Annotated in this window: 15 protein-coding genes; 10 read left to right on the forward strand and 5 right to left on the reverse strand. The window is 71.6% G+C overall.

From position 1 onward, the window contains the following. The first annotated feature begins 120 nt into the window (after positions 1-120). Positions 121-1,542, forward strand: coding sequence for a DEAD/DEAH box helicase (locus ACH4G3_RS20180; protein WP_397625777.1), 1,422 nt, complete (start codon positions 121-123; stop codon positions 1,540-1,542). 67 nt (positions 1,543-1,609) lie between these two features. Here the strand turns inward: ACH4G3_RS20180 and ACH4G3_RS20185 are convergent, their stop codons facing one another. The 4 genes from ACH4G3_RS20185 to ACH4G3_RS20200 all read right to left on the reverse strand — a co-directional run bounded on the left by ACH4G3_RS20185 (position 1,610) and on the right by ACH4G3_RS20200 (position 8,921). Then, positions 1,610-3,115, reverse strand: a complete 1,506-nt coding sequence (locus ACH4G3_RS20185; protein ID WP_397625778.1) for a S53 family peptidase — start codon at positions 3,113-3,115, stop codon at positions 1,610-1,612. 251 nt (positions 3,116-3,366) lie between these two features. Further along, entirely contained in the window at positions 3,367-5,751 is a 2,385-nt protein-coding gene (locus ACH4G3_RS20190) for a transglycosylase domain-containing protein (RefSeq protein ID WP_397625779.1), read from the reverse strand. Between the two features lie 304 nt (positions 5,752-6,055). Next, complete coding sequence (adh, locus tag ACH4G3_RS20195) at positions 6,056-7,573, reverse strand: aldehyde dehydrogenase (RefSeq protein ID WP_397625780.1); 1,518 nt, start codon at positions 7,571-7,573, stop codon at positions 6,056-6,058. 115 nt (positions 7,574-7,688) lie between these two features. Continuing rightward, entirely contained in the window at positions 7,689-8,921 is a 1,233-nt protein-coding gene (locus ACH4G3_RS20200; RefSeq protein ID WP_397625781.1) for a transcriptional regulator, read from the reverse strand. 301 nt (positions 8,922-9,222) lie between these two features. On the opposite strand from ACH4G3_RS20200, the gene ACH4G3_RS20205 reads away from it, so the two are divergent. Next, positions 9,223-9,525, forward strand: coding sequence for a hypothetical protein (locus ACH4G3_RS20205; RefSeq protein ID WP_020276124.1), 303 nt, complete (start codon positions 9,223-9,225; stop codon positions 9,523-9,525). Here ACH4G3_RS20205 and ACH4G3_RS20210 read toward each other — a convergent pair. Continuing rightward, a complete protein-coding gene (locus tag ACH4G3_RS20210; RefSeq protein WP_397626170.1) occupies positions 9,491-9,979 on the reverse strand; it encodes a hypothetical protein in 489 nt (162 codons plus the stop codon). The genes ACH4G3_RS20205 and ACH4G3_RS20210 overlap by 35 nt on opposite strands. Before the next feature lie 710 nt (positions 9,980-10,689). Here ACH4G3_RS20210 and ACH4G3_RS20215 point away from each other — a divergent pair. The 8 genes from ACH4G3_RS20215 to ACH4G3_RS20250 all read left to right on the forward strand — a co-directional run bounded on the left by ACH4G3_RS20215 (position 10,690) and on the right by ACH4G3_RS20250 (position 24,895). Next, the gene (locus ACH4G3_RS20215) at positions 10,690-12,555 is read left to right on the forward strand and encodes a phage tail sheath family protein (RefSeq protein ID WP_397625782.1); all 1,866 of its coding nucleotides are present in this window, start codon (positions 10,690-10,692) and stop codon (positions 12,553-12,555) included. 34 nt (positions 12,556-12,589) lie between these two features. After that, positions 12,590-13,114, forward strand: coding sequence for a phage tail protein (locus tag ACH4G3_RS20220; RefSeq protein WP_004003113.1), 525 nt, complete (start codon positions 12,590-12,592; stop codon positions 13,112-13,114). A gap of 19 nt (positions 13,115-13,133) precedes the next feature. Then, positions 13,134-13,868, forward strand: a complete 735-nt coding sequence (locus ACH4G3_RS20225) for a T4 family baseplate hub assembly chaperone (RefSeq protein ID WP_354750262.1) — start codon at positions 13,134-13,136, stop codon at positions 13,866-13,868. Next, positions 13,861-14,616: a hypothetical protein gene (locus ACH4G3_RS20230; RefSeq protein WP_397625783.1), complete on the forward strand. Its 756-nt coding sequence runs from the start codon at positions 13,861-13,863 to the stop codon at positions 14,614-14,616. The genes ACH4G3_RS20225 and ACH4G3_RS20230 overlap by 8 nt, the downstream gene beginning before the upstream one ends. Positions 14,617-14,701: 85 nt before the next feature. Then, a complete protein-coding gene (locus tag ACH4G3_RS20235; RefSeq protein ID WP_397625784.1) occupies positions 14,702-15,571 on the forward strand; it encodes a Pvc16 family protein in 870 nt (289 codons plus the stop codon). A 35-nt stretch (positions 15,572-15,606) separates the two neighbouring features. Continuing rightward, positions 15,607-17,832, forward strand: a complete 2,226-nt coding sequence (locus ACH4G3_RS20240) for an AAA family ATPase (RefSeq protein ID WP_397625785.1) — start codon at positions 15,607-15,609, stop codon at positions 17,830-17,832. Next, on the forward strand, positions 17,823-18,158 hold the full coding sequence (locus tag ACH4G3_RS20245; protein WP_397625786.1) for a hypothetical protein: 336 nt from the start codon (positions 17,823-17,825) through the stop codon (positions 18,156-18,158). Before ACH4G3_RS20240 ends, ACH4G3_RS20245 begins: the two co-directional genes overlap by 10 nt. After that, entirely contained in the window at positions 18,155-24,895 is a 6,741-nt protein-coding gene (locus ACH4G3_RS20250) for an eCIS core domain-containing protein (protein WP_397625787.1), read from the forward strand. Before ACH4G3_RS20245 ends, ACH4G3_RS20250 begins: the two co-directional genes overlap by 4 nt. The last annotated feature ends 39 nt before the right edge of the window (positions 24,896-24,934 follow it).

Raw genomic sequence — 24,934 nt, forward strand, 5'->3', positions numbered from 1 at the left:
CCCGTGCTAGCGTTATGCGTTTGCAGTGTCGCTGTGTCGGTCTCCGTTCGTGGTCTCTGGCCGGTGGCCGCGTCCCTGCCGCGCCTTCCCCGGTACGGTCCCTTCGGAGGAAGGCTCTCTGTGAGCGAATCAGCACGTGCCGATGTCCGGCAGCAGGACGAGGCCTCCGAGGCGTCGGGCGCCACTTCGGCGGTGCCCACGGCGCCGTCCTTCGCGCAGCTGGGGCTGCCGGCCGAGGTTCTGCGTGCGCTCGACGAGCACGGTCTGACTGTGCCCTCCCCCATCCAGGCGGCGGCGCTGCCGAACGCGCTCGCGGGACGGGACGTCCTGGGCCGGGGCCGCACCGGATCCGGCAAGACGCTCGCCTTCGGCCTGGGGATGCTCGCCCGGACGGCCGGGCAGCGCGCGCAGCCGAAAGAGCCGCTGGCGCTCGTTCTGGTGCCCACCAGGGAGCTGGCGCAGCAGGTCGGTGAGGCGCTCACCCCGTACGTCGAGGCGCTACGGCTGCGGCTCGCGACCGTGGTGGGCGGAGTGTCCATCGGACGGCAGGCCGCCGTGCTGCGGGACGGCGCCGAGATCGTCGTCGCCACACCCGGCCGGCTGCACGACCTCATCGAGCGCAAGGACTGCCGACTGGGACGAGTGCGCATCACGGTCCTGGACGAGGCCGACCAGATGTGTGACATGGGGTTCCTTCCGCAGGTCACCGAGATCCTGGACCAGGTGCGTCCCGACGGACAGCGGATGCTGTTCTCCGCCACCCTCGACCACGACGTCGACCAGCTGGTGCGGCGCTACCTGCGCGACCCCGCCGTTCACTCCGTGGACCCCTCGTCCAGCGCGGTCTCCGCGATCGAACACCACGTCTTCGTCGTGCACGGCCCGGACCGGTACGCCGTGACCACGGAGATCGCCGCCCGGGACGGCCGCGTCCTGCTGTTCCTGGACACCAAGCACGGCGTCGACCAGCTCACGCGGCATCTGCGGGCCAGCGGCGTGGCCGCCGCCGCCCTGCACAGCGGGAAGTCCCAGCCGCAGCGCACCCGGACCCTGGCCCAGTTCAGGAACGGACAGGTCACCGCGCTGGTGGCGACGAACGTCGCCGCACGCGGCCTGCACGTCGACGACCTCGACCTCGTGGTCAACGTCGACCCGGCCACCGACTCGAAGGACTACCTGCACCGCGCGGGTCGCACCGCCCGGGCCGGCCGCTCCGGCACGGTCGTGACACTCGTCCTGTCGGCACAGCGCCGCGAGACGAGCCAGGTCATGGCGGACGCCGACGTCGCCCCCACGGTCACCAAAGTGCGGTCCGGGGAGGCGGAGCTGAGCCGGATCACCGGCGCCAGGGCCCCCTCCGGAAAGCCGCTCGACGGCGGGCCGGCCGTACCGCGCCCCAAGAACCACAACGCCCCGTTCCGCGGCCTGGGCACCACCAAGGACGCCGCGGGCGGTTCCGGCGGCAGGTCATCCCGCAGGAGCAGCGAGGCCCGCAAGCTCGCGGAGGCCCGCAAAGCGGCCCGTGTGCGGCGCGGCGGTTGAGACCGGCAGTGGCAACGGGCATCGCGCCGCCGGCCGGCGGCGCGATGCCCGGCTGGGGCCCGGAAGGTCAGCCGCCGTGCACGGCGCTGACGAGGTCGGGCAGGAGCTTCGCCGCGTTCGGCGTGCCCAGTCCGGTGACCGGGTCCCATCCTGTGCCGGCCGAATAGCCCGGGACAGACGCTTCGGCGGTGTTGTTGCCCACGGTGACGTCGTTGAAGTCGGCCGCGTAGGTGGCCGGGTCGGACGCCAGCTTGTACAGAGCCGGGTTGATCCGTCCCAGTCCACCGTGGTTGATCTGGGCGGCGATGGAGACGAGGCCCGCCCACTGAGGACACGCCAGTGACGTGCCGCCGATGTCGTACCAGCCCGTGCTGCACGGTGTGCTGCCGCACTTCAGCCCGCTCTGGCCGTCGGGCGGGAGGGACAGGTACACCAGTGCTCCCGTCGACGGACTCGCCTGCAGGGAGATGTCCGGAACACCGCGCATGGTCCCGATGGCTGTGCTGCCGGCCGGCAGCACGCCCGACTGGTAGTCCGGCTTGGTGAAGACGCTGCTGTAGCCGCCGCCGGAACCGGTCCAGCCGGTCTCCGCTTGGCCGGGGGCGTTCTGGCAGGCCCCCGGCGGGGAGGCGCTGTCGACGACCCTGCCGCTGGTGGCGCCCGGGTCGGTGCACAGGTTCGTGCCGCCCACTCCGGTGACCAGCGGGTCGGATGCCGGCCACTCGACAGCGGGACCGGCGAGCGTCGACCCGCCCTGGCCCACCGGTGTCTTGGCCGAGCCGGCGCTTCCGTCGTCACCCGACGAGCCGAGAACGGTGACGCCGTTCTGTGCCGCCGACTTGAAGGCGTAGCGCAGTTTCTCCAGCGACTGGGCGCTGCCGAAGGCGCCTTCCGCGGAGGCGAACGACTGGGAGATGACGGTGGCGAGGTGATGCTCGACGACGTACTGCTCGGCGGCCATCATCTGAGGGAAGCCCTGTACCCCGAGGGTCTCGGCGGTGGGGGTGGTCACCAGCAGGATGTTGGCGCCGGGCGCCATGGCATGGGCGGTCTCGACGTCAAGAGCCACCTCCAGTGCCCACGCGCTCTTGTCCTCCTGCCCGGGGCTGCTGCTCGTGGACGGTGGCGCTTTGGTGGCGGGCGAGCCCTGCAGATGAAGCTCGCTGAAGGTCGGCATGCCGGACGCGCAGCTGACGCCCTCTTCCCCGCACATGGGCGTGATGCCGAATGCACGGTCGAAGACATGCAGGTCGTGGGCCATGGTGTCGCTGCCGTAGGAGTCCACGATGGCGATCGTCTGACCGCGTCCGTCGTCCCCGGCCGAGTGCAGCGGGCCCACGTCGTAGGCGGCCTGGATGGCCTGTGGGGTGAAGCAGCGGCGTCCTGCTGAGGCGCACTGCGACTGGGTGGGTGGGGTCTGGCTGGTGGTCACCTGTGTGTAGTCGGCCACGGTAGGCCGTACGTGCGGATAGGCGGCCTGGTGGGCCGCGCTCGTCGCGGGGACGGCGCCCGCCGCCGCGAGGCCGAGGGTTCCCACCCCCGCGAGCAGCCACCGTCTGATGGTGCGTGCCATCAGAGTCCTTCCTTGAGTGCGAAAGGGGACTTGGGCGTCCGCCACCTCAGGTGGGGGGTGGGTACAGGGGGTGCGGACGTGGCGAGGCTAGCCCTCGCGGCTGCCGGGCCAACACATTTGTCCTGTCAACAACGATCAAAGAATGGCCCTGGTCGAACAGGCCGAGCGGACGGCCCACACCAATGCTTGCGCGGCGGCGAATGCGGTGCCGTCCTGAGACGTTGTGGAGGGGCCGGCGCCGGAGCCCCAGGTCATCGGTGGGGTGGCCCGCCACCGTTCCCCTGCTTGCCGCCTCCCGGGCCGAGGAGACCTCCGGTCAGACCGGGACTGGTCGGCGAGGGAGAGGGTGTGGGGGCTGTGGGGGAGGTGCACCCGCCGGGGATGTCGCTGCACGGCGTGACGGTCGGGGACGGTGCCGGTGTGGTCGGTGAGGGGGTGCTCGAAGGCGGCTCGGTCGGGGATGCCGAGGGGGTGGCGGACGGTGCGCCGTTCTCGTCGGCTCCCTGGCCGAGGGGCGGTGCCGGGGGGAAGGACTTCACGGGCCGGCCCTGGAGGGCGGCGGACATGTAGCCGAGCCACACCTGGGTGGGCATGTCCGCGCCGAAGACCTTGCTGTATCCGCCGACTCCGGACATGGACCGCAGGCCCGAGTTGCCGGACCCCTCCTTGAACATGGTGACCGCCGTGGACAGCTGCGGGGTGTAGCCGATGAACCAGGCGGACTTGTAGTCGTCCGTGGTGCCGGTCTTGCCTGCGGCGGGCCGTCCGAGGGCCAGGGCGTTGGTGCCGGTGCCGTGCTCGACCACGTCCCGCAGCACGCTGGTGACGGTGTCGGCGGTCGAGGCCGGCATGGCCCGGGTACCGGCGGGCGGGGTGAAACCCGGGAGTTGCCGCCCGCCGTCGAGGACCTTGGTGACCGAGTAGGGCTCGTGGTGGACCCCGTCAGCGGCGAAGGTGCCGTAGGCGTCGGCCATGCGGATCGCCGACGGGGTGGAGGTGCCGATGTAGAAGCCGGCGGTGTCGTACTGGAGGCTGCTGCGCAGCAGGCCGGCCGCCAGCGCCTCGTTCTCCACGGTGTTGTACCCGACGTACTCGCCCAGCTGGACGTACGGGGTGTTGACCGACTGCTCCATTGCCTTGCGCAGGGTGATGTAACCCCACTTGGTGGAGACGTCGTTCTGCTGATGGAGCAGTCCCGTGGGGTCGCTGCCGTCCGGGAGGTACTGTCCCTGCTGGTTCTTGATCTTGATGCCGTTGTCGCCGTCGAACCTGCTCTCCGGCGTGATCGGCGACGGCGGCTGCCCGGGGGAGAGGACCGCGCCGTGGTCCAGGGCGGCGGCGAGATCGAAGGGCTTGAAGGTGGAACCGACCGGCACGCCGGAACTGTTGGCGTTGTCCGTGTAGTGGCCCTTGTTCCAGCCGTCGCCGCCGTACACGGCCACGATCGCTCCGGTGGCCGGGTCGACGGAGGCGGCACCGACCTGCACGTTCCGGTCCGCCGGCCGGTGCCGCGGGTCCAGGTGCTGCTGGCGCATCCTGGCCACCGAGGCGCTCAGTTCGGCGACCTGGTGCCTGTCGAACGTGGTGTGGATCTGGTAGCCGCCCTGGTTCAGTTGCTGGTCGGTGAGGGACGAGTGCTGCTCGACGTACTGCTGCGCGATCTGGACGAGATAGCCGACCTGCCCGCTCAGCGAGCCGGAGTGGGTCATCGGTTTCGGCACCGGGAAGCCGGCCCGCAGATACCGCTGTTCCTGTGCGGGGCTCAACTTCCCGATGGCAGCCATCCGGTTCAGCACGTACTTCCAGCGCGCGGTGGCCTGGGGGCGGGCCTGCGGGTCGTCGGCGTTCATCATCACGCTCGGCTCGTTCACCGTGGCCGCCAGGAACGCTCCCTGGCTGACGTTCAGCCTCTCCACCGGAAGGTGGTAGTACGCCTGGGCGGCGGCCTCGATGCCGTAGGCCCCGCGGCCGTAGTAATTGCTGTTCAGATAGCCCTGGAGAATCTGCTGCTTGCTGAGCTTCGCTCCGATCTTCAAAGAGATCATGATCTCCTTGAACTTGCGCGACAGGGTCTGGTCCTGGCTGAGGTAGGTGTTCTTCACGAACTGCTGCGTGATGGTCGACCCGGACTGCACCTGGCCGCCCTCCGCCATGTGGTACAGCGCCCGGAGGATGCCCTGGGGGTCGACGCCCGGATCGGTGTAGAAGGACGCGTTCTCCGCCGCGAGGAAGTCCCACTGCACATCGGACGGAACCTGCGACAGGCTCACGTTCTGCCGGTTCAACTGGCCCACGCTGGCCATCTGCGAACCGTCCGACCAGTAGAACACGTTGTTCTGGAGCTGGGTGTTCGGATTGACGCTCGGAACGGACACCGTCGCGTAGGCGAAGCCGACCGCGCCGGCCGTGCCGCCGAACAGCAGCATGAGGACGGTCAGCACCTGCTTCCAGGACGGCAGCCAGCGCCGCGCACCGCGTCTGCCGGCCCGCGGATAGTCGATCAGCCGCTTCTTCCCGGACGTCCCGCGCCGGGAAGAAGCGGCCGGTCGCCCGCCCGGTCCGTGTCTTCCCGTCGTCCTGCGCGACGAGCGCCGGTTCGCCGTCCGGGCGGCCCTGCGCATCTCCGCTCGGGTCATCCCGGGCTGTCCGCCCGCAGGGTCCTTGTGCGAAGGAGGCCCGCTACGGTGATCGCTCATCCTTGTTGCCTTCACTGAGATTCGCATGCCTGAGTCGGTCGTAAGAGGCGTGACCGTGCGTGCGGATGAGAAGGCTCCGTGCAGGTGAACGGCCCACCGCTTGTGCTTCCGTGTCGGTTCGAGGGACCGGCGCCAAGCTGAGCCTAAGCAGACCATGCCGGGCGGAGGCGACTGCTTGGCGCCCTGTTGACCCCTCCGTCGATACGAAATGGCCTCCGGCTGACCGACTCGATACTTCAGCGCCCTAGAAGAACCCCAGCTTCTTCGCCGAGTACGACACCAGCAGGTTCTTCGTCTGCTGGTAGTGGTCCAGCATCATCTTGTGCGTCTCGCGTCCGATGCCGGACTTCTTGTAGCCGCCGAACGCCGCATGCGCCGGGTACGCGTGGTAGCAGTTGGTCCACACCCGGCCCGCCTTGATCTCGCGGCCCAGGCGGTAGGCCGTGTTGCCGTCGCGGGTCCAGACGCCCGCGCCGAGCCCGTACAGCGTGTCGTTGGCGATCTTCAGAGCCTCGTCGACGGAGTCGTACGTCGTCACGGAGACCACCGGGCCGAAGATCTCCTCCTGGAAGATCCGCATGTCGTTGGTGCCGCGGAAGATCGTCGGCTCGATGTAGTAGCCGCCTTCCAGGCCGGGAACCGCACGGGGGTTGCCGCCCGTGACCAGTTCGGCGCCCTCCTTCCTGCCGATGTCGAGGTAGGAGAGGATCTTCTCGTACTGGTCGTTGCTCGCCTGCGCGCCGAGCATGGTGTCCGGGTCCAGCGGGTCGCCGCCGCGAATGGCCCGGGTGCGCTCGACGCAGCGGGCCATGAACTCGTCGTAGACGGACGAGGGGATCAGGGCGCGGGACGGGCACGTGCAGACCTCGCCCTGGTTGAGGGCGAACATCACGAAGCCCTCGACCGCCTTGTCCAGGAAGTCGTCGTCGGCGGCCATGACGTCGGGCAGGAAGATGTTCGGGCTCTTGCCGCCCAGTTCCAGCGTGACGGGGATGATGTTCTCGCTCGCGTACTGCATGATCAGGCGGCCGGTCGTGGTCTCGCCGGTGAACGCCACCTTCGCCACGCGCGGGCTGGAGGCCAGGGGCTTGCCCGCCTCCACGCCGAAGCCGTTGACCACGTTGACCACGCCGGGCGGGAGCAGGTCGGCGATCAGCTCGATGACGTAGAGGAGGCTGACCGGGGTCTGCTCGGCCGGCTTGATGACCACGCAGTTGCCGGCGGCCAGCGCGGGGGCCAGCTTCCACGTGGCCATGAGGATCGGGAAGTTCCACGGGATGATCTGGCCGACCACACCCAGCGGTTCGTGGAAGTGGTACGCCACGGTGTCGGCGTCGATCTCCGCGATGCTGCCCTCCTGCGCGCGGACGACGCCGGCGAAGTACCGGAAGTGGTCCACGGCCAGCGGGATGTCGGCGGCCAGCGTCTCGCGGACCGGCTTGCCGTTCTCCCAGGTCTCCGCGACCGCGATCTTCTCCAGGTGCTCCTCGATGCGGTCCGCGATCCTGTTGAGTACGCGCGCGCGTTCCGCGGTGGAGGTGCGGCCCCACTGGTCGGCCGCCCGGTGCGCGGCGTCCAGGGCCAGGTCGACGTCGGCGGCGGTGGAGCGGGCGACCTCGCAGAAGACCTTGCCCGTCACGGGGGTCGGGTTCTCGAAGTAGCGGCCCTCGACGGGGGCGACCCAGTCGCCGCCGATGAAGTTGTCGTAGCGGCGGGCGAAGGTGACGATGCTGCCGTCCGTTCCGGGCTGCGCGTACACCATGGCGGCTCTCCTCGGTGAGATGACGGGCGGGTTACGGCTCACGCCGTCGTGACGACCTCACTGTGCTCCCGGGAGGTTGGCGCAAGGTTGGCGCCATGACCGCCATGACATGCGGTCAGTCGCGCCGGGCCGTGACCAGGCGGCCGCGCGCGATCGCGCGGCGGGTGTCGTCCGGGCCGAGCAGGTGCAGCGCGTGTTCGTGGATCTCCACGTCGTACGGGGCCCGTTCGCCGTAGCGCAGGGCGTGTTCCGGGCGGGGGCTCGCCAGGACGGCCTCGCGTACGGCCACTTCGAGGCGGGTGCGCCACTCCTCGATGCCGGGTGCCTCGGAGCGGGGGAGCAGCGGGCCGCCGTAGAGGCGCAGGGCGGTGTCGGTGTCGCCCTGCTCCAGCGCGCGCAGGACGTCGACGGCGTCGCAGGAGACCGGGACCGTCAGGGCGTAGCGGCGGGGGGAGACGCCGCCGCCGAGGGCGCGGCGCAGGTGGGAGATCTCCGCCTTGAAGGTGGACGCGGTGACCGGCCGGTCACCGTACAGGGCGGCGCGCAGCCGCTCCGGGGAGAAGCCGTCGGGTTCGAGCGCGAGCAGGGTGAGGATCTCCACCTGCCGGGGGCGCAGCGGGAGGGGCCGGCCCTCCCGTACGGCGGGTACGGCGTGTTCCGTGCCGAGGCAGGTGAGCCGTAGCTGTCCCGCGCGAGGCTGTTCCGTGGTGAGGCGGGCCTCGATGGTGGACACCAGGGTGCGTACGGTCGACATGGCCAGGGGGTGCGAACGGTCCCAGGTGGTCGACAGGTCCAGCACGCCCAGGACGCGCCCGTCCGGGCCGTGGACCGGGGCGCAGTAGCAGACCCAGCCGTGCAGCGCCGACACCAGGTGCTCGGCGGAGAAGACGGAGCTGGGGCGGCCGGTGCGCAGGGCGAGGGACAGGGCGTTGGTCCCCATGGCCTGCTCGTCCCACCGGCCGCCCGGCGCGAAGTTGACGCGCTCGGCCCGGCGGCGCATGGTCGGGCCGCCGCAGGTCCACAGGATGGTGCCGGACTCGTCGGTGACCGCCGTGACGAAACCGGCGTCCTCGGCGATGCTGTGCAGTTCCCCGGCGAGGCCCGAGACCGGCCGGTACAGCGGTGAGGACGTCCAGCGCTGGTGCACCGGGCCGCCGTCGGTGACCGGGGCGCTGTCCCGCCCGGGATCCACGCTGCTCAGTGAACGCGCCCAGGACTCGGTCACCTCGTGGCGCAACGCCGCGCTGCCGCCCGGCCTTGCGCCCGCGACGCTCAGCCGCGGCACCCAGCGGGACCACTCGTGCTCCAGCACGGCCCTGCGCTGCCGGAGGTCAGGGCGCTGTGACATGGCCTCTCCCTGCCGTCGTACGTCGTACCGGGAGGACCGGTTCCGGGCGCGGTGCCGGCCCGGTCCTCGGTCTGAGGTCAGTGTTACCGGATGCGCAGGGCCGGGGTCGAGGAGACCGCCGGAAAGGGAGGAGACGGCGCCGGAAGCCTTCGCCGGGAACGATGCCGTCCTGAACGGGCGACCGCCTCACTGGATGTTTGTCCGGTGCCGGCATGCCGCCGTACGGGTGACGGGTTCACTCGACCCGACGGACGGGGTCCGGCCCGCGTACCACCGGCGCGCCGCGTCGCGTTGCCCGGTCATGGACAGCACTGAGACGGCGCGGCGCCTTGCCGGGAACGACGCCGCTCCCCGGTCGTTCGCCGAACTCACCAGCGGGTACGGGGGTCATCCGCCCATCTACGCGGCGCTCGTCGCCGAATGGCAGGCCAGGGGCCACGCGGTCCCGGAGCACCGTGACGGCCAGTGGGTCTCCTTCGCGGCGCCGTCCGCGAGCGAGACCTGGGCCGCGCTCACCACATGGACCGCCGGCCGGCACCCGGGGACGGCCGCCCCCGACGGCACTCGCCTCACCAGCAGTCGGCCACCGCGTGCTCCGCGCTGACCGGTGCCAGCACGGCGAGGGTCTCGGTGGCCTCCCGCAGGGCCGACTCCAGCGTGCCGGGGGCGTGCAGACTGCCCGTGCCGTCCGGCGGGACGAGCCATTCCAGGCGGCCGGCGGGCCGGTACGGCGGCGGCACGGCGACCCAGGACCCCCGGCCGACGTGCCGGACACCGGAACCGACCCACTCGCTGACGGGGTCGGGTGGCAGGAAGAAGCCCACTCTGTGTGCCGCGCAGTCCACCAGGGTGGGGCCGGGCACCTTCAAGGGGTCGCGCCACAGATAGTCCAGGGCGAGCAGGCCGAGCCGGTCGGGGACGCTGAGCACGTCCCAGTACCGGCCCGCCTCCACGAGTGCCGTCCCCGTGCCGTAGTCCCACTCCCGCTTGCACTCCTGGGGGTCCCTGGCGGCCGCGGCGAGCCACTCGACGGCTTGCTTCCACATCACGCTCTGCATGGCCACCCCAGGCACAGTCGACAGCGCCCCGACGGGCGCACGCTGGACACGGGCCGGTGACCCGCGGAGCCTCGGGCTCCGCGTGCCGGTCCGGCACTGGCCATGCTCGTAGATATTTCTACGCGCTGGAAGGGGTGGCGCGGCCTGGCGTTTGGGTCGGGCATGTCCCGGTCGAAAGAGGGCACTCGGGAGTGGATCCCGTAAGGCATCGATCAACTTCGCGCGTGTCCATGCCGCCCCGCCGAAACCGGCCATCGAGGGGTGGACGACCGGGGGAGGACCCGGGGAGCGCGCCGGGTGGATGAGGGACCGATGCCGGAAATGCGGGGTCTTCCAGGCATGCCCTCCGCCGGGTGATCACCCCCGCTGTGCAGGAGGTGTGGACCAGTCCACGAGGGCGCGCGGGCGTGATGTGCGGATCGCGGAATTTTGCCTTCACAAAACCTTCCACTGTGCTGGCCAGAACCTGCCTTGTTCGGTCAACTCCGAACGCAGCAAGGTGGGTTGAGCACTTGAGCATCAGGAGTCACAAGCGCGCTGCTTGACCCGTGCGACCGAACCGCACGGGTACTGACGGGGGAACTGATGAGGTGCGCGCGTGTCCACCGCCGACGGGCGGGGGGCCCGAGTCCTCGCGCATGGCCGGAACGTCCCTCCCTCACCTCTCTTGGTGCCTTCATCCGGTGCCCGAGACAGGGATAGGAGGGGGAATGCCGATGAGTGCAGTGAGCGCCGCCAAGCCGACGTATCCCGGCGTCTACGTCGAAGAGCTTCCCAGCAGCACCCGCACCATCTCGACCCTGACCACTTCGGTGACCGCCTTCGTGGGCCACACCCGGCGCGGTCCGCTGAACGAGCCGGTCCGCGTCACCAGCTTCACCGAGTTCGAGCGCCGCTTCGGGGGATTGAGCGCCCAGAGCGCCGTCGGCTACGCCGTTCACCAGTTCTTCGGCAACGGCGGCACCGTCGCCGTGATCGTCCGGGTCGCCAAGGCCGGCAGCGGCAAGGCCGCCTGCGTCACGCTGGAGTCCACCGAGGGCCACAGCGAGTGCGACGTCCTCAAGGTGCACGCCAAGGAACCCGGCGTGTGGGGCAACGGCCTGCGCGTCGCCGTCGACTACGACACGCCACGCCCCGACGAGACCTTCAACCTGCGCGTCCACGACGCCAAGGGCGAGGCCCGCGAGAGCTACACCGGCCTGTCCACCGACCCGTCCCACGGCCGGTACGTGCAGACCGTCGTCAACGCCGGCTCCCGGCTGATCCGCGTCGAGGTCGTCGGCGAGGGCCGCCCCGACCCGTCCGGCACCGTCTCCAAGCCCTTCGGGCACGAACTGCCCGACCTCGCCGTGGACCTCACCGTCAAGATCGGCGACGTCGAGCGGGAGTTCACGCTCCACGACCCCGACTGCGACGGCGAGGCCCCGCACTCCGTCGCCGAGCTGGCGCTGCTGCTGGAGCGCAAGCTGCGCGCCCTGCCCGACGCGCCCGGCAAGCACGCCTTCGCGGGCGCCGAGGTCACCGCCTTCGGCCGGCGCATCCAGGTCGTCGCGGGCTCCACCGACCCCGAGGACGTCGTCCGCTTCCTCGGCGAGTGCGCCAACGACCTGGGCCTGGAAGCCTCGGTCAACCCGCCCGTCTTCCCGCTGGAGGGCGGCGAGGACGGCGAAGCGCCCGGACCGCGCGACCTCATCGGCTCCGAGGCCGACAAGTCCGGCATCCAGGCGCTGCGCGGCGTCGCCGACGTCAACCTCCTCGTGCTGCCCGAACTCGCGGGCTACGAGAAGACGGAGGACGCCGTCACCGTCGTCTCCGCCGCCCAGCGGCTGTGCCAGGAACGGCGGATCTTCCTCCTGGTCGACGCGCCGAGCACCTGGGTCAGCGTGGACACCGCCCGGGCCGGGCTCGCCGCCTTCGACGCCGTGCGCGGCAACCACGCGGGCCTGTACTTCCCGCACCTCCAGCTCACCGACCCCCTCACGGGCCGGCTGCGCTCCTTCCCGCCGTCCGGCGCCGTCGCGGGCGTCATCGCCCGTACGGACTCCGAGCGCGGCGTGTGGAAGGCCCCGGCCGGCACCGAGGCCCGCCTCGCCGGCGTGCACTCGCTCACCGTCAACCTGACCGACCGCGAGACCGGCCTGCTCAACCCGCTCGGCGTCAACTGCCTGCGCACCTTCCCGGTGACCGGCCCGGTGGTCTGGGGAGCCCGCACGCTGGAGGGCTCCGACGCGCTCGACAGCGAGTGGAAGTACGTGCCGGTGCGGCGGCTCGCGCTGCACGTCGAGGAGAGCCTCCAGCGAGGCCTTCAGTGGGTGGTGTTCGAGCCCAACGACGAGAACCTGTGGCAGCAGATCCGGCTCGCCGCCTCCTCGTACCTGCACACCCTCTTCCGCCAGGGCGCCTTCAAGGGCGGCACGCCCCGCGACGCCTACTTCGTCAAGTGCGACAGCGACACCACGACCGCCGAGGACATCGAGAACGGCATCGTCAACGTCCTGGTCGGCATCGCGCCGGTCCGCCCGGCCGAGTTCGTGATCGTCAAGATCCAGCAGACGTCCGGGCAGTTCGCGCTCTAACGAACGCTCCAAGGAATCCCTGAGGACATTTTCGATGGCAGAGTTCACGGTCAACGCCCATCGTTTCGACCCGTACAAGAACTTCAAGTTCCTGGTCCTGTGGGACGGTCGGACGGTCGCGGGCATCAGCAAGATCAGTCCGCTGAAGCGGACGACGGAGGTCGTCAAGCACCGCCACGGCGGCGACCCCTCGTCCCCGCGCAAGTCGCCGGGCCGCTCCGAGTTCGAGGGCATCACCCTGGAGCGCGGCGTCACGCACGACCCCGAGTTCGACCGCTGGGCCAACAAGGTCTGGCAGGTCGGCGCGGGCCTCGGCTCGGAGGTGTCCCTCGCCGACTTCCGCAAGGACATCGTGATCCAGGTCCTCAACGAGGCCGGCCAGGTCGCCGTCTCGCACAAGCTGTACCGGACCTGGCCGAGCGAGTACCAGGTCCTCGGCGAACTGGACGCCAACGCCAACGCGGTGGCCATCCAGTCGCTGAAGCTCGAGTGCGAGGGCTGGGAGCGGGACTACGAGGTGCCCGAGCCGGAGGAGCCCTCCTTCCTCAACCCGGCGTAGCGCGGGACAGGGGGGAGGCATGGCCATCACACAGGCGGCCGAGTTCCTGGCCACCTGGGAGACCGGGCTGGACCGGGCCCCGGCCGGACGCGCCCTGCTACTGCACGGGGCCGCCCGGCCGGACCTGGGCGGCGACCGGGAGGCCCTGCTGTCGCTGCCGGTGGGTGAGCGCGAGGCGGACCTGTTCGCCCTGCGCCGGGCCCTGTTCGGCGAACGGATGCAGGTGCGCCTGGAGTGCGCGGCGTGCGGCGCGGACATGGAGTTCGAGCTGGACGCCGGGGAGTTCGCCCGCACCCTGGCCGACCGGGGCGATCCGCTCGTGCGGGTCGCCGAGGACGGCTGGGAGGTCGAGTTCCGGGTGCCCGCCGTCGCCGACCTGACGGCGGCGGCCCGGGACGCCGACCCGCGCCGGGCCCTGCTCGCCCGGTGCGTGGTCACCGCCGTACGCGACGGGCAGCCCGTGTCCGCGGACGCCCTGCCCGTCGCCGTACAGCGCCGGATCGCCGAGGCGGCCCGGGCCGCGGACCCGGGCGGCGACGTCACGCTCAACGTCGCCTGCCCCGAGTGCGGGGAGGGCACGCGGGCCGAGCTGGACATCGCCTCCTACCTGTGGACCGAACTGGACGCCTGGGCCCGCGACCTCCTGCTCGACGTCCATCTGCTCGCCACCGCGTACGGCTGGAGCGAGCCGGAGATCCTGGCGCTCAGCCCGCTGCGGCGCCGCTACTACCTGGAGCTGTGTGCGGATGTCTGAGTCCACTGGGGGAGAAGAGCGCCCGGAGCCCGACTTCCTCGACCGGCTGCTCGCCCGGCACGCGGCGCCCGCCGCGTGGCGCCCCGGCGTGGTGCGCGTACGGCCCCGGCTGGCCGGACCGTTCGAGCGGATCGAGGCGGTACGGGGCGAGGCGCCGGACCCGGACGGCACCGAGCCGCTGTGGCCCGTCGCCGCACCGGCCGCCGTCGCCCGGCCGGACCTGGCCCGCCCGGCGGCCCGCGAGGTCGTCCGTACGGAACGGGAGCGGACGGTCGTACGGACCGAGCAGGCCACGGCGCCGGTCGAGACCGGGACGCGCCCGGACCGGCCGGCCGAGCCCGAGGGGCCGCTGCTGCGTCCCGTCACCCCGACGGGCCCCGCGCTGCGGCCGGTCCCCGACACCGCGCGCCGCGCGGCGGGCCGGGGCCGCACCGAGCGGGCGGCCGCCACGAACGCGGCGTCCGTGCCAACCCCCCCTGGTGCGGACGCCGCTCCCCCCGCCGCCGTGTCCGCCGCGCTGCTCCCCAGCGCGGCGGACACGGCGGCCGCACGGGACGCCGTCCGGCAGGCGGCGGCGCGGCGGCCCGGACGCCAGGCCGAGCAGGTCGTGCAGGTGCAGATCGGGCGGCTGGAGGTCACCGCCGGTGGCGCGCCCCAGGGCGGTGGCGGCAGGCCCCGGCCACGGGACGCGGAGCGCCCGCGTGCCGCGGTCAGCCTGGCGGACTACCTGGCCAGGGGGCGTGAGTGAGGACGAGGAGACCGACCGGCGGGACGAGCAGGACCAGAGGGACCGGCGGGACGAGCAGGACTAGAGGGACCGAGGAACCGACGCCATGAGTAACGCACTTGCCATCGCCCATGTCACCCAGGCCCTCGCCCTGCTCATCGAGACCAACCTGCCCCCGGACATCGACATCGCGGTCAAGGTCGAGCCGCGCAAGCCCCCGGCCGACCCGCCGACCGAGCCCACCATCACCGTGTTCCTGTACCAGGTCACGCCCAACACCTCACAGCGCAACACCGACCTGCCCACCCGTGCGTCCGACGGCACGCTGGTCCGTCGGGCCGCGGCGCCGCTCGACCTGCACTACCTCATCAGCGCCTACGGCGAGGAGGCGGAACTGGTCGGGCAGCGGCTCATCGGGTCGGTCGTACGCACGCTGCACGAGATCCCCGTCCTGCCGAAGGACATCATCGAACTGGCGGGCGAACGTGCCCACTTGTCCGGGAGCGACCTGGCCGAGGCGGTTCAGCGGGTGCGGTTCACGCCCACCGTGATGGACATCGACGAGACGTCGAAGCTGTGGGGGATGCTCCACCAGACGCCGTACACGCTGTCGGTCGTCTACCAGGCCGCCCTGGTGTTCATCGACGGCCGAGAGGTCCCTGTGCCGGGCAAGCCCGTGGAGCGGCCCGAGGTGCGGGTGCTGCCGTTCGGGGCGCCCGGCGCGCCCGTGCCGCCGCAGCTTCCCGAGGCGGGAGTGCGGCCGCCCGCGCAGCCCGGGGGCGCAGGGCCCGAGCCGGAGCGGGAGGCGGACAAGCCCCTCGCGCAGGCCGCTCCCGCCAAGGCGCCCGCGAAGGCCCCGGTGAAGGCCGCCGCCAAGGCCCCGGCGCGGGCCCGCAGGACCGCGAAGAAGACCGCCAAGTCCCCTGCTGAGGGGACGAGGAACACGAAGTCCGGCGGCGAGGACGCGGAGAGCTGAGGCGGCGCATGGCAGCGACGGGGGCAGGAGACGACATGGGAGCGCACGGTTCGCACGAGGTGCGGGAGCCGCGGGCGGCCGCCGCACACGGCGACGGACCGACGCTGACCGCCGAGATCCGGCGTGTCCTGGCCCGCGTCGACGCCCATGCCGAGCGGGCCGGCGGTGGTGACGGTGGGGCGTCTCGGGCGTCTCGGGCGGCTTCGGCGGCTGGGGCGGCTTCCGTCTCGGGATCGGCTTCCGTCTCGGGGGCGGCTTCCGTCTCGGGGTCGGCTCCGGCCTCCGGGGCCGCTGCGGCCGCGGGGTCGGCTCAGGGGTCTGGGGCGGCTTCGGCTTCCGGGGCCGCTCCCGGCGCCCAGGCCGATGACGGCGGTGGCCCGTCCGGGGACACCGCGGTGGCTGCAGTCGCCGATGGCACCGTCGGCCGAAGGGCCGCCCCGGTCACCGCCGCCGGTCCCGGGACCGCCGCCCTCGACGCGCTCGTCACCTGCTTCGGTCTCACCCCCTTCGAGCGCGACCTCGTCGTGCTCACCGCCGCTCAGGAACTCGAACCCACGACCGCCGCCCGCTGCGCCGCCGCGAGTGCCGACCCCGAGCGGGCCCACCCGACCTTCTCCCTCGCCCTGGCCGCCCTGGCCGAACCCCACTGGAGCGCCCTCACCCCGGTGTCGCCGCTGCGCCGCTGGCGGATCGTCGAACTGGAGGACGAGACCCGGCTGACGACCTCCCGGCTCCGGCTCGACGAGCGCATCCTGCACTTCCTGCTCGGCTCGCCCTACCTGGACACCCGGCTGCACGGCCAGGCGCGCCGCACCCCCGTACCGGACCGGCTGCCGCCGTCGTACGACGTGGCCGCGAGCCGGGTCGCGGCGGGCTGGGCGGACGGCGCCCGGCCGGACGCGCCGCTGTTCGTCGAGCTGGTCGGCGGTGACCCGCGCAGCCGCGCCGACATCGCCGCCGCCGGCGCCGCACGAGCCGGACTCGGCCTGTACACGATGAGCGCCGAGGACATCCCCACTGACCCCGCCGAGCGCGACCGGTTCGCCCGGCTGTGGCAGCGCGAGGCGATCCTGCTGCCCGCCGCGCTGCTGGTCGAGGCCGGCGAGCTGGACCGGGACCAGCGGGCGGCGACCGAGGCGTTCCTGGCCGGGGCCGCCGTACCCGTCGTCGTGTCGAGCGCCGACCCGCGCCGCAGCGACCGGCCGCACGGAACCCGCGTGTCCGTGCCGCCCCTGGACGACGACGAGCAGTTCGACCTGTGGGCGGACGCCTTCCGGGACGTGGCCGACCTCGACGACGGCGAACTGCGGTCGCTCGTCGCGCAGTTCCAGCTGCCCCCGCACGTCGTGCGTTCCGCCGCCGCCACCGTACGGCGCGAACTGCCGTACGAGGACGAGCTGGACGCCGTACAGCTCGCCTGGCGGGCCGGCCTGGACGAGGCGCGGATGGGCATGGACGAGCTGGGCCGCCGTATCGAACCGCGGGCCGGCTGGGACGACCTGGTGCTGCACGAGCGGCAGACGCACGTCCTGCGGGAGATCGTCGCGCATGTGCGGCAGCGCCCCACCGTCCACCAGGAGTGGGGGTTCGCGCAGACTCTGCGCCGCGGCCTCGGCGTCACCGCGCTGTTCGCGGGCGGATCCGGCACGGGCAAGACGCTCGCCGCCGAGGTGATGGCGAAGGAACTCGGCCTCGACCTGTTCGTCATCGACCTCTCCCAGGTCGTCAGCAAGTACATCGGCGAGACCGAGAAGAACCTCCGCCGGGTCTTCGACGCCGCCGAGGCGGGCGGTGCGCTGCTGCTGTTCGACGAGGCCGACGCCCTGTTCGGCAAGCGCAGCGAGGTCAAGGACAGCCACGACCGGTACGCCAACCTGGAGGTCAGCTATCTGCTCATGCGGATGGAGGCCTACCGCGGGCTCGCCGTCCTCACCACCAACATGAAGAAGGCCCTGGACAACGCCTTCCTGCGGCGCATCCGCTTCGTCGTCGACTTCCCCTTCCCGGCCGAGCACGAGCGCGCCGAGATCTGGCGCCGCGTGCTGCCGCCGCAGGCTCCGGTCAAGGACCTCGACCCGCGGCTGCTCGCCCAGCTCACCGTGGCGGGCGGCTCGATCCGCAACATCGCCCTGTCCGGGGCGTTCCTGGCCGCCGAGGAGGGCGAGGCCCTGCAGATGCGGCACATGGCCGCGGCGGCCCGGACCGAATACCTGAAGCTGGAGCGCTCCTTGACGCCGACGGAGGTTCGCGGATGGGTGTGACCTGGGACGGCAGCGGCCGGAACACGGGCAGGGGCCGTACCCCCGAGGGGAACCACGCGCCGAGCGCGATCCGGGTGGACATCGGCGAACTCGTCCTCGACGGCTTCCGGGTGGACCCGGACCGGGTCTCCGCCGCCTTCGAGCGTGAACTCGACCGGCTGGTCCGCGAACACGGCGTGCCGCTGGCGGCCGACGGCGCCCTGACCGTGGACACGCTGTCCGGGCTGCCGCCGCTGCCCGCCGGGCTCTCCTCGCGCCGGCTCGGCCAGGAACTGGCGCGTGCCGTGCACTCCGGGCTCTCCGGCCGCGGGGAGGTGACGCGATGAGCGCGTCCCCGACCCAGGACTCCCGTTCCGAACAGTCCGCCGAGCAGCGCCGCCGCAAGCGCCGGGAGAAGGCGGCCAAGGCCCGCAGCCCGGAGCCCAAGAACATCGTCAGCGGCGCCGGACAGCCACTGGACGCGGGCGTACGGCGGGACCTGGAGGAGCAGCTCGGGCACGACCTGAGCCGCGTACGACTGCACACCGGGCCGGAGGCCGGGCAGCTGACGGAGCTGCTCGGCGCGGACGCCGTCGCGGTCGGCCAGGACGTCTTCTTCCGCGAGGGCGCCTACCGCCCCGGCACGACGGACGGCCAACGCCTGCTCGCCCACGAGCTGTTGCACACCGTGCAGAACCCGCACGGCCTGGGCGCGCTACGGGCCGGGCGCGAACTCGGCGCGGTCAGCCTGCCGCAACAGGCCATCGAGCAGGAGGCCGAGTCCGTCGCGCAGGACCTCGCGCGCCCCGAGGCCGCGGGGAACGGCCGGTCCGCCCCGGGCGCCCCGGAGCTGGAGGCGGGGCACGCCACGCCGGGCTGGCTGCGGTACGCCACCGTGGACGCGGACCGGAACCGACTGGAGCAGATCGACCCGGCGACCATGCTGGACCGCCTGGCGAACTCGGTCGTACGGTCGCTGCGCGCCGACCCGGAAGACCTCTCGAAGCGCACGCGGCAGCAACTGGTCCGGCTTCCCGAGGAGTTGCTCGACCGGGTCCTGGAGCGCCTGGAGGACAGGCTGCTCGGCTCGGAGCAGGACAAGGTGCTGGACCTCGTCGAGGAGATCGAGGCCGACGCGGCACTCGGCGGTGACGCCGAGCGTCCGCCGCTCGACGCCCCGGCCGTCGAGCCCGACGCCGCGGCGGAACTGCGGCAGGAGCGGGAGAGCGAGCAGCGCTCCGCCGAGGAGGAGCAGGCCCGGGAAGAGCGGCCGGCCCTGGCGCCGGGACCCGAGAAGGACCGTGCCGAGGCGGAGAACGCCCCTGGCAGCACCCCGCAGAACGGCGGGACAGCGGAGAGCGGGAGCACGCCGCAGGGCGGGGGAGCGCCGCGAGGGCGGCAGGAGACTGCGGGGGCCGGGGGCCGGAAGCCGGAAGCGGCCGGGGGCCAGGAGGGCGCGCCGGCCGCGTCGCAGGAGCAGCCGGGGCAGGCCGAGGGCCCGGGCGCTGCCACGAGCGAGCCGGCCGGCGCCTCCGCCGGGGCTGCTGAACAGGCCCGGGAGCAGAAGTCCGAGGGTTCCGGTGCCGGCGCCCAGGAGGGCAAGCAGGACGGGGGCGGGGACAAAAAGGGCGGCCAGGGCCAGCAGGGTGCGGAGGGCAAGGAGGAGACCAGTCAGCAGGGCGCGGCGGCCGCGAGCAAGGAGGAGTCCGCGGCCAGGAACCGCCCAGGAGCGGCCGAGCAGCTCACCGCGGGTCAGAAGCCGAAGCAGGAGGACAAGGGCGGCAAGGAGAAGCCCGCGGGTCCGGCCGCGGCGGCGGGCAAGGACACCGAGCTGCCCGGCAGGACGAGCAGGCTCGACGGCGTACGCAACCAGGATCTCGAAGGGCCCGAGGAGACCGCCGAGGACGACCCGTTCGGCTCGGGCAGCGAGTCGGAGGTGGACGTCGGCGGCGCCGACAAGAGCGCCTGGGACGTCAAGCTCCAGCCCGAGGACTTCCTGCCGGAGCAGGACCCGGACGTGTCCGGCGTACCGACCGCGGACCAGCTCGACCCGTCCTCCTCCGGCGGGCAGTCCGTCCCGTCGTTCCCCGCTCCCCCCGTGACCAGGGCCGACAAGGTGCAGGCCGAACGCGACGCGGAGGACGCCGAAGACGAGACGGCCGAGCTCCAGCCAGAGGAGACCGACGCCGCTGCACCCACGGCACCCGACCCGTCGGTGGAGACCGAGGGCGGCCCGGGGGACAGCCTCCTCGGCGGCCTGGAGGCCGGGCGGGACGCCGCGTCCCGGCCCGGGCCCGGCACACCGTCGAAGGACCCGAAGAGCGGAGACGACCCGAAGGCGGGGCCCGTCGCCGCACAGAAGACGGTGCAGGAGGCCCCCGGCAACTCCGAGGGCGGCGGCGCCGAGAAGGAGACCGCCGCCAAGGAGGAGCAGAACACCCGGGCCGCGGGCGACAAGGACCAGGGCGCGCAGGAGAAGCAGTCCCAGAAGGCGGCGGGCGGTACGGCAGCGGCGCCCGAGACCGCGGGCAAGGGCGAGCCGAAGCAGCCGGACACGGCGTCCAAGGGCAGCGCCACCCCCGGCCAGGCGCAGGAGGGTGCCACCGGCTCGGCGAGTGGCGAGGAGCCGTCGGCGGACGTCAAGTCCCCGTCCCCCGCACGGGACACGCATGTCACAGGCGGGTCCAACGCGGACACCCCGGGCGGCGCGAGCAACGAGGCGGCCGGCGGGACGCAGAGCGGGGCGCCCGACGCGGGGCCGGCGAGGAGCGAGGACTCGGCGGCAGCGGCCGCGTCGCCGACGAAGACAGCGGAGACCCCCGCGCCCGCCGCACCTGCTTCGGCGCCGGCGCCGAAGGAAGCCCCCAGGGAAGCCCCCAGGAACGCCCCGAAGGCCTCGAAGGAGGCACCGGAGCCCAAGGCCGCGCCCGCGCCCAGGGCACCGCGCGGAGGAGGCGGCGGTGGTACTGCCGGTGCCGGAGGCGGTGGCGGTGGCGGCAAGGGGTCCGCGTCCGGCAAGGGCAAGAAGAAGGACTCGGCACCGGCGCCGAACCTCTCCCAGGTCTCCCCGGAGGCCGGTCTGTCCACGGCCTCCAAGCTCAAGCCCCACAAGGCACTTCAGGCGATGGGCGGCGTCGGCGGAGCGGTGGACCGCACGGTCGGCGACGAGCACCAGCAGCTCGCCGCCGCCCCGCCGTCGATGCAGCGCCCGGCGGGCGCGCCGCAGACCCTGGAGGGCAAGCCGAAGGCCGACGCACCGGCGCAGTACTCGCAGGATCCGGCGCAGAAGTCCGAGGCACCGAAGGACGAGAAGGCCGAGGTCAAGGGCGAGAAGAAGCCCGAGGGCCAGATCGAGGCGGAGAAGGCCGAGGAGCCCGGCGGCTGGGACACCTTCAAGATGGCGCTGGGCTTCGTCGGCGCCAAGATCGTCAACGGGGTCACGAGCCTCTTCGGCGCCGACGAACCGGTGGTGGATCCGCAGGAGCTGGCCGCCAAGTTCGCCGGGCTGCCGACCAAGGACGAAGCCCTGAAGCAGGCCCAGGCCGGCAACGCGCCGGGCGTGGAGATGCAGGGTGCCGCCGAGCAGACGGCCGGCGAGCAGGGCGCCGCGGTCGACAGCAAGGGCCAGGAGACCGTCGCGACGGGCAAGGACGACGCCGCCCGCCCGATGGGGGAGAACCAGGTCTATCCCAACGCTCCCAAGGAGCAGTTGAAGGGGAAGGTCCCGGGACAGCAGGGCGGCGGCAACGGCGGTGTGCCCGGGGCTGAGGGCGCGGGGACCGGCGCCGTGCCGGCCGAGGCGGCGTCCGAGGTGGCGGAGCACGACCGCGGGCCGGAGTTCCAACGGGCGTTCACTCAGGGCCAGAAGGGCATGTCCGAGGGCCGCCAGGCCAAGGACCGGGACTTCCGCGACTCGCAGCACAAGCACAAGCAGAAGGTCGACAGCGAGGTCGGCAAGAACACCGACGCCCAGGCGGGCGAGCGAGGGAAGGCCCTCGACGAGGTCACGTCGCAGCGTGCCGGCTGGCGCACCGAGCAGGACGAGGAGCTCAAGAAGCTCGGTACGAAGAAGACCGAGAAGCACGAGAAGGTACGCAAGGACGTCAGGGAGCGGGAGAAGAAGACCGACGACGACGTAGAGCAGGAGAAGAAGGACAGCGACACAAAGATCCAGGAGAAGGCCACCACAGCGGAGTCGGACGCGAAGAACAAGACCGACACGGCCGCCAAGGAGTCGGGCAACTGGGTCACCAAGGCCTTCGAATGGCTCAAAGAGAAGGTCATCGAGATCAAGAACGCGATCGTCCGGATCATCCGGGCGGCGCGTGACGCGGTCGTCGGCTTCATCAAGAACTTCAAGGAGAACGCCGAACGCTGGATCAACGAGGCCCGCAGGTTCATCGTCGACACGGTCAAGAACCTGATCAACGATCTGATCGAGTTCGCCAAGGCGATGGTCCGGGCCGTCATCGAACTGGCCAACCGCATCAGGAAGTTCATCACCGACCTCATCGCGGCGGCGATCGCGTTCGTCACGAAGCTCGCGGCGCAGCTGAAGCAGATCGTCTCCGATCTGCTGGACGCCATCGCGAAACTGCTGAGCGACATCCTGAACATCCTCAAGAAGATGCTCATGGACGTCATCAAGGCGGTCGTGGACGCGGTCAAGACGGTGCTCGACTACGCCTCGAAACTCCTGGCCGGGCTCGGCGAGTTCATGATGATCGCCGTCGACTTCCTCTCCGACCCGGGCGGCTGGCTGAGCGGCGCCAAGAACTCCGCCGTGGACGGTGCGAAGAACCACCTGTTCCGCGAAGTCCAGGCGGCGGTCAAGTCGTGGTTCCAGTCCAAGATCGAAGAGATCATCGGCGTCCCCAGGGCCATTCTCGACAAGCTGATCAAGGGCGGCTACACCCTGGAGAAGATCGTGAAGGAGACGTGGGACGCCATCGTCCCGCAGCTCCCCTTCATCATCGGCGAGATCGTCATCACCAAGGTCATCGCCAAGCTGATCCCCGGCGCCGGCTGGGTCATGGCGGTCATCGACGCGATCCGCACGGCCATCGGGGCCCTCGGAGAGATCCTGCGGGCCATCGGCGCGGTCCTCGACTGGCTGAAGGCGGTCCGCCAGGGCGGCGCGGGCGTCCTCTTCGCCAAGGCCGTCGCGGCGGGCATCGTCGCGCTCCTCGAACTGGCCTACGAGGCGCTCCTGAGCGGCATCGGCAAGTACGTCGCGAAGGTCGGCCGCCGCCTGAAGGGCGTGGCGGCGAAGCTCGGCAAGCCGGACAAGGGCGGCGACAGGCCGCAGCCCGCCCGGGGCGACGACCCCAAGCCGGCCGACACGAAGCCGGCCCGGCCCGCTTCCACCGACACCCTGCCGAAGCCGGGTAGGGCCACGGGCCCCGGCACGAGGCCGAACGCGAAGCCGGAGCCTAAGGCGGACCCGAACAAGCCGACGACGAAGACACCGGCCAAGGACCAGGCCACGACTCCGACTCCGGGCAAGCCCGGGCCGGACAAGCCCGTCGACACGAGGAAGCCCACGGCCCCCGACGCGCCGGCCCGTCGGAAGACGGACAAGGACCCCGACACCAAGCCGGACACGCGCCCGACGCCGGCGCCGAAGCCGAAGCCGGAACCCAGGCCGAAGCCCAAGCCCGAGCCGGACACGAAGCCGAAGCCGAAGGACGACACCCCGGGCAGGCCGAGGGACGACAGGGACACGACCAAGCCGAACGACGACGGCCAGGCCCCCCGGCGGGACAAGGACCAGGACCCCAAGAGGCCCAAGGACCAGGACACCGACAGGCCACGCAAGGACCAGGACCCGGCCAAGCCAAAGCCGGACAAGCCCGCCGACCAAGACGCTCCTCGCCGCAGGCCGAACAAGCCCGGGGACGGCGACGGCCGGAAGCCCGAGCGCGACAAGGACAACGACGGCAGGCCGAGGGGCAAGGACCCGGACAGGCTCAAGCAGGAGAGGCAGCAGAAGAAGGACGACCGGAAGCGCCAGGAGGACTCGAAGGAGTCCAAGGAGGACCGGCTGCGCAAGATCGTCGCCCGTATCCGGCCGCGCATCGAAGGCAAGCTCAGGGAGGGAATCGCCTCCGACGATCACGCCGCGCTTCTCGAGCAGTTCCGCGCCTGGTATCGCCTGACCCGCCTCTTCAAAGCGGGCGGAGAGAACTTCAGCGTCCGGGCTGTACTGAACCCTGAAATGGAGGCCGCTGATGGCGTGACAGAAGACGGCGTCGACAGGGACAAGCCGCTTGAGTTCCCAGAGCCCGACGACCGTGGAAATTTCAAAGACGGTGCGATGCCGACAGGTTTCAAACACGATTTCATCAACAAGAAGTGGTCGCGTGGCGGCCAGTATCCGCCCGGGAAGGACGCGCGTCTCGGCATCATCGGATTCCGGCACCTGCTGGCCAAGGACGATGACGGTGAGGACCTCCGGGAGCCGCGAGGGTTCTTCCAGTGGGACGCGATGCACCTACTGCCGAGGGAGCTCGGCGGACCGGCCGCCGGCTCCAACTTCGTACCGGCCTACAACCACATCAACAGGAACTTCTACTCCTCCTTCGAGGAGAAAGCCGCCAAGGCCTTCGGGCAGATTTCCGACGGTAAAAAGCCTGGCTACTACCAGATCGACCTGTCCCTCTTCCAGGGAGCTGCCGAACAGTACGAGGACGGCGTTTACCCTCCCGGTTTCCCCCGGACGCTGCAGGCGAGGTGGGCCACCTACGAGCACAAGGGGCATGGAACGGGGCAGAACCGCTCCGAGTGGAAGGCGGAGAGCGAAGTCGTCTCCCCTGTTCTCAACCAGTTCCCGGAGCCGCCCACCACGAAGCGGCCGCTGGTCGATGTCAACACCGACAGGGACACCACCAATCTGAGGGCGGCGTTCGCCGGGACCAATGACGATCTCGTTCTCGTGGTGTTCAAGTTGCGGCCGTTCGCCAGCGTGGAGGACATGCAGGAGAGGATCGGGGAGTACATCACCCGGCAGACCGGGAAGCCGCTGGACCGTAAGTACCTGAACCGCATGAAGAAAAACTTCAACCGCATCTTCACACTCAGCTGACGTCGGAATCCTGAAAGGCCTCGATCGGTGCGATCACTC

Origin of the sequence: Streptomyces afghaniensis (assembly GCF_044327915.1) — a bacterium.
GTDB classification, from domain to species: domain Bacteria; phylum Actinomycetota; class Actinomycetes; order Streptomycetales; family Streptomycetaceae; genus Streptomyces; species Streptomyces afghaniensis.

Bases quoted from the DNA above. Each gene is read 5' to 3' on its own strand.
- ACH4G3_RS20185 (WP_397625778.1), bottom strand. From the start codon at position 3,115: ATGGCACGCACCATCAGACGGTGGCTGCTCGCGGGGGTGGGAACCCTC.
- ACH4G3_RS20190 (WP_397625779.1), bottom strand. From the start codon at position 5,751: ATGACCCGAGCGGAGATGCGCAGGGCCGCCCGGACGGCGAACCGGCGC.
- adh (WP_397625780.1), bottom strand. From the start codon at position 7,573: ATGGTGTACGCGCAGCCCGGAACGGACGGCAGCATCGTCACCTTCGCC.
- ACH4G3_RS20200 (WP_397625781.1), bottom strand. From the start codon at position 8,921: ATGTCACAGCGCCCTGACCTCCGGCAGCGCAGGGCCGTGCTGGAGCAC.
- ACH4G3_RS20205 (WP_020276124.1), top strand. From the start codon at position 9,223: ATGGACAGCACTGAGACGGCGCGGCGCCTTGCCGGGAACGACGCCGCT.
- ACH4G3_RS20210 (WP_397626170.1), bottom strand. From the start codon at position 9,979: ATGCAGAGCGTGATGTGGAAGCAAGCCGTCGAGTGGCTCGCCGCGGCC.
- ACH4G3_RS20215 (WP_397625782.1), top strand. From the start codon at position 10,690: ATGCCGATGAGTGCAGTGAGCGCCGCCAAGCCGACGTATCCCGGCGTC.
- ACH4G3_RS20220 (WP_004003113.1), top strand. From the start codon at position 12,590: ATGGCAGAGTTCACGGTCAACGCCCATCGTTTCGACCCGTACAAGAAC.
- ACH4G3_RS20225 (WP_354750262.1), top strand. From the start codon at position 13,134: ATGGCCATCACACAGGCGGCCGAGTTCCTGGCCACCTGGGAGACCGGG.
- ACH4G3_RS20230 (WP_397625783.1), top strand. From the start codon at position 13,861: ATGTCTGAGTCCACTGGGGGAGAAGAGCGCCCGGAGCCCGACTTCCTC.
- ACH4G3_RS20235 (WP_397625784.1), top strand. From the start codon at position 14,702: ATGAGTAACGCACTTGCCATCGCCCATGTCACCCAGGCCCTCGCCCTG.
- ACH4G3_RS20240 (WP_397625785.1), top strand. From the start codon at position 15,607: ATGGGAGCGCACGGTTCGCACGAGGTGCGGGAGCCGCGGGCGGCCGCC.
- ACH4G3_RS20245 (WP_397625786.1), top strand. From the start codon at position 17,823: ATGGGTGTGACCTGGGACGGCAGCGGCCGGAACACGGGCAGGGGCCGT.
- ACH4G3_RS20250 (WP_397625787.1), top strand. From the start codon at position 18,155: ATGAGCGCGTCCCCGACCCAGGACTCCCGTTCCGAACAGTCCGCCGAG.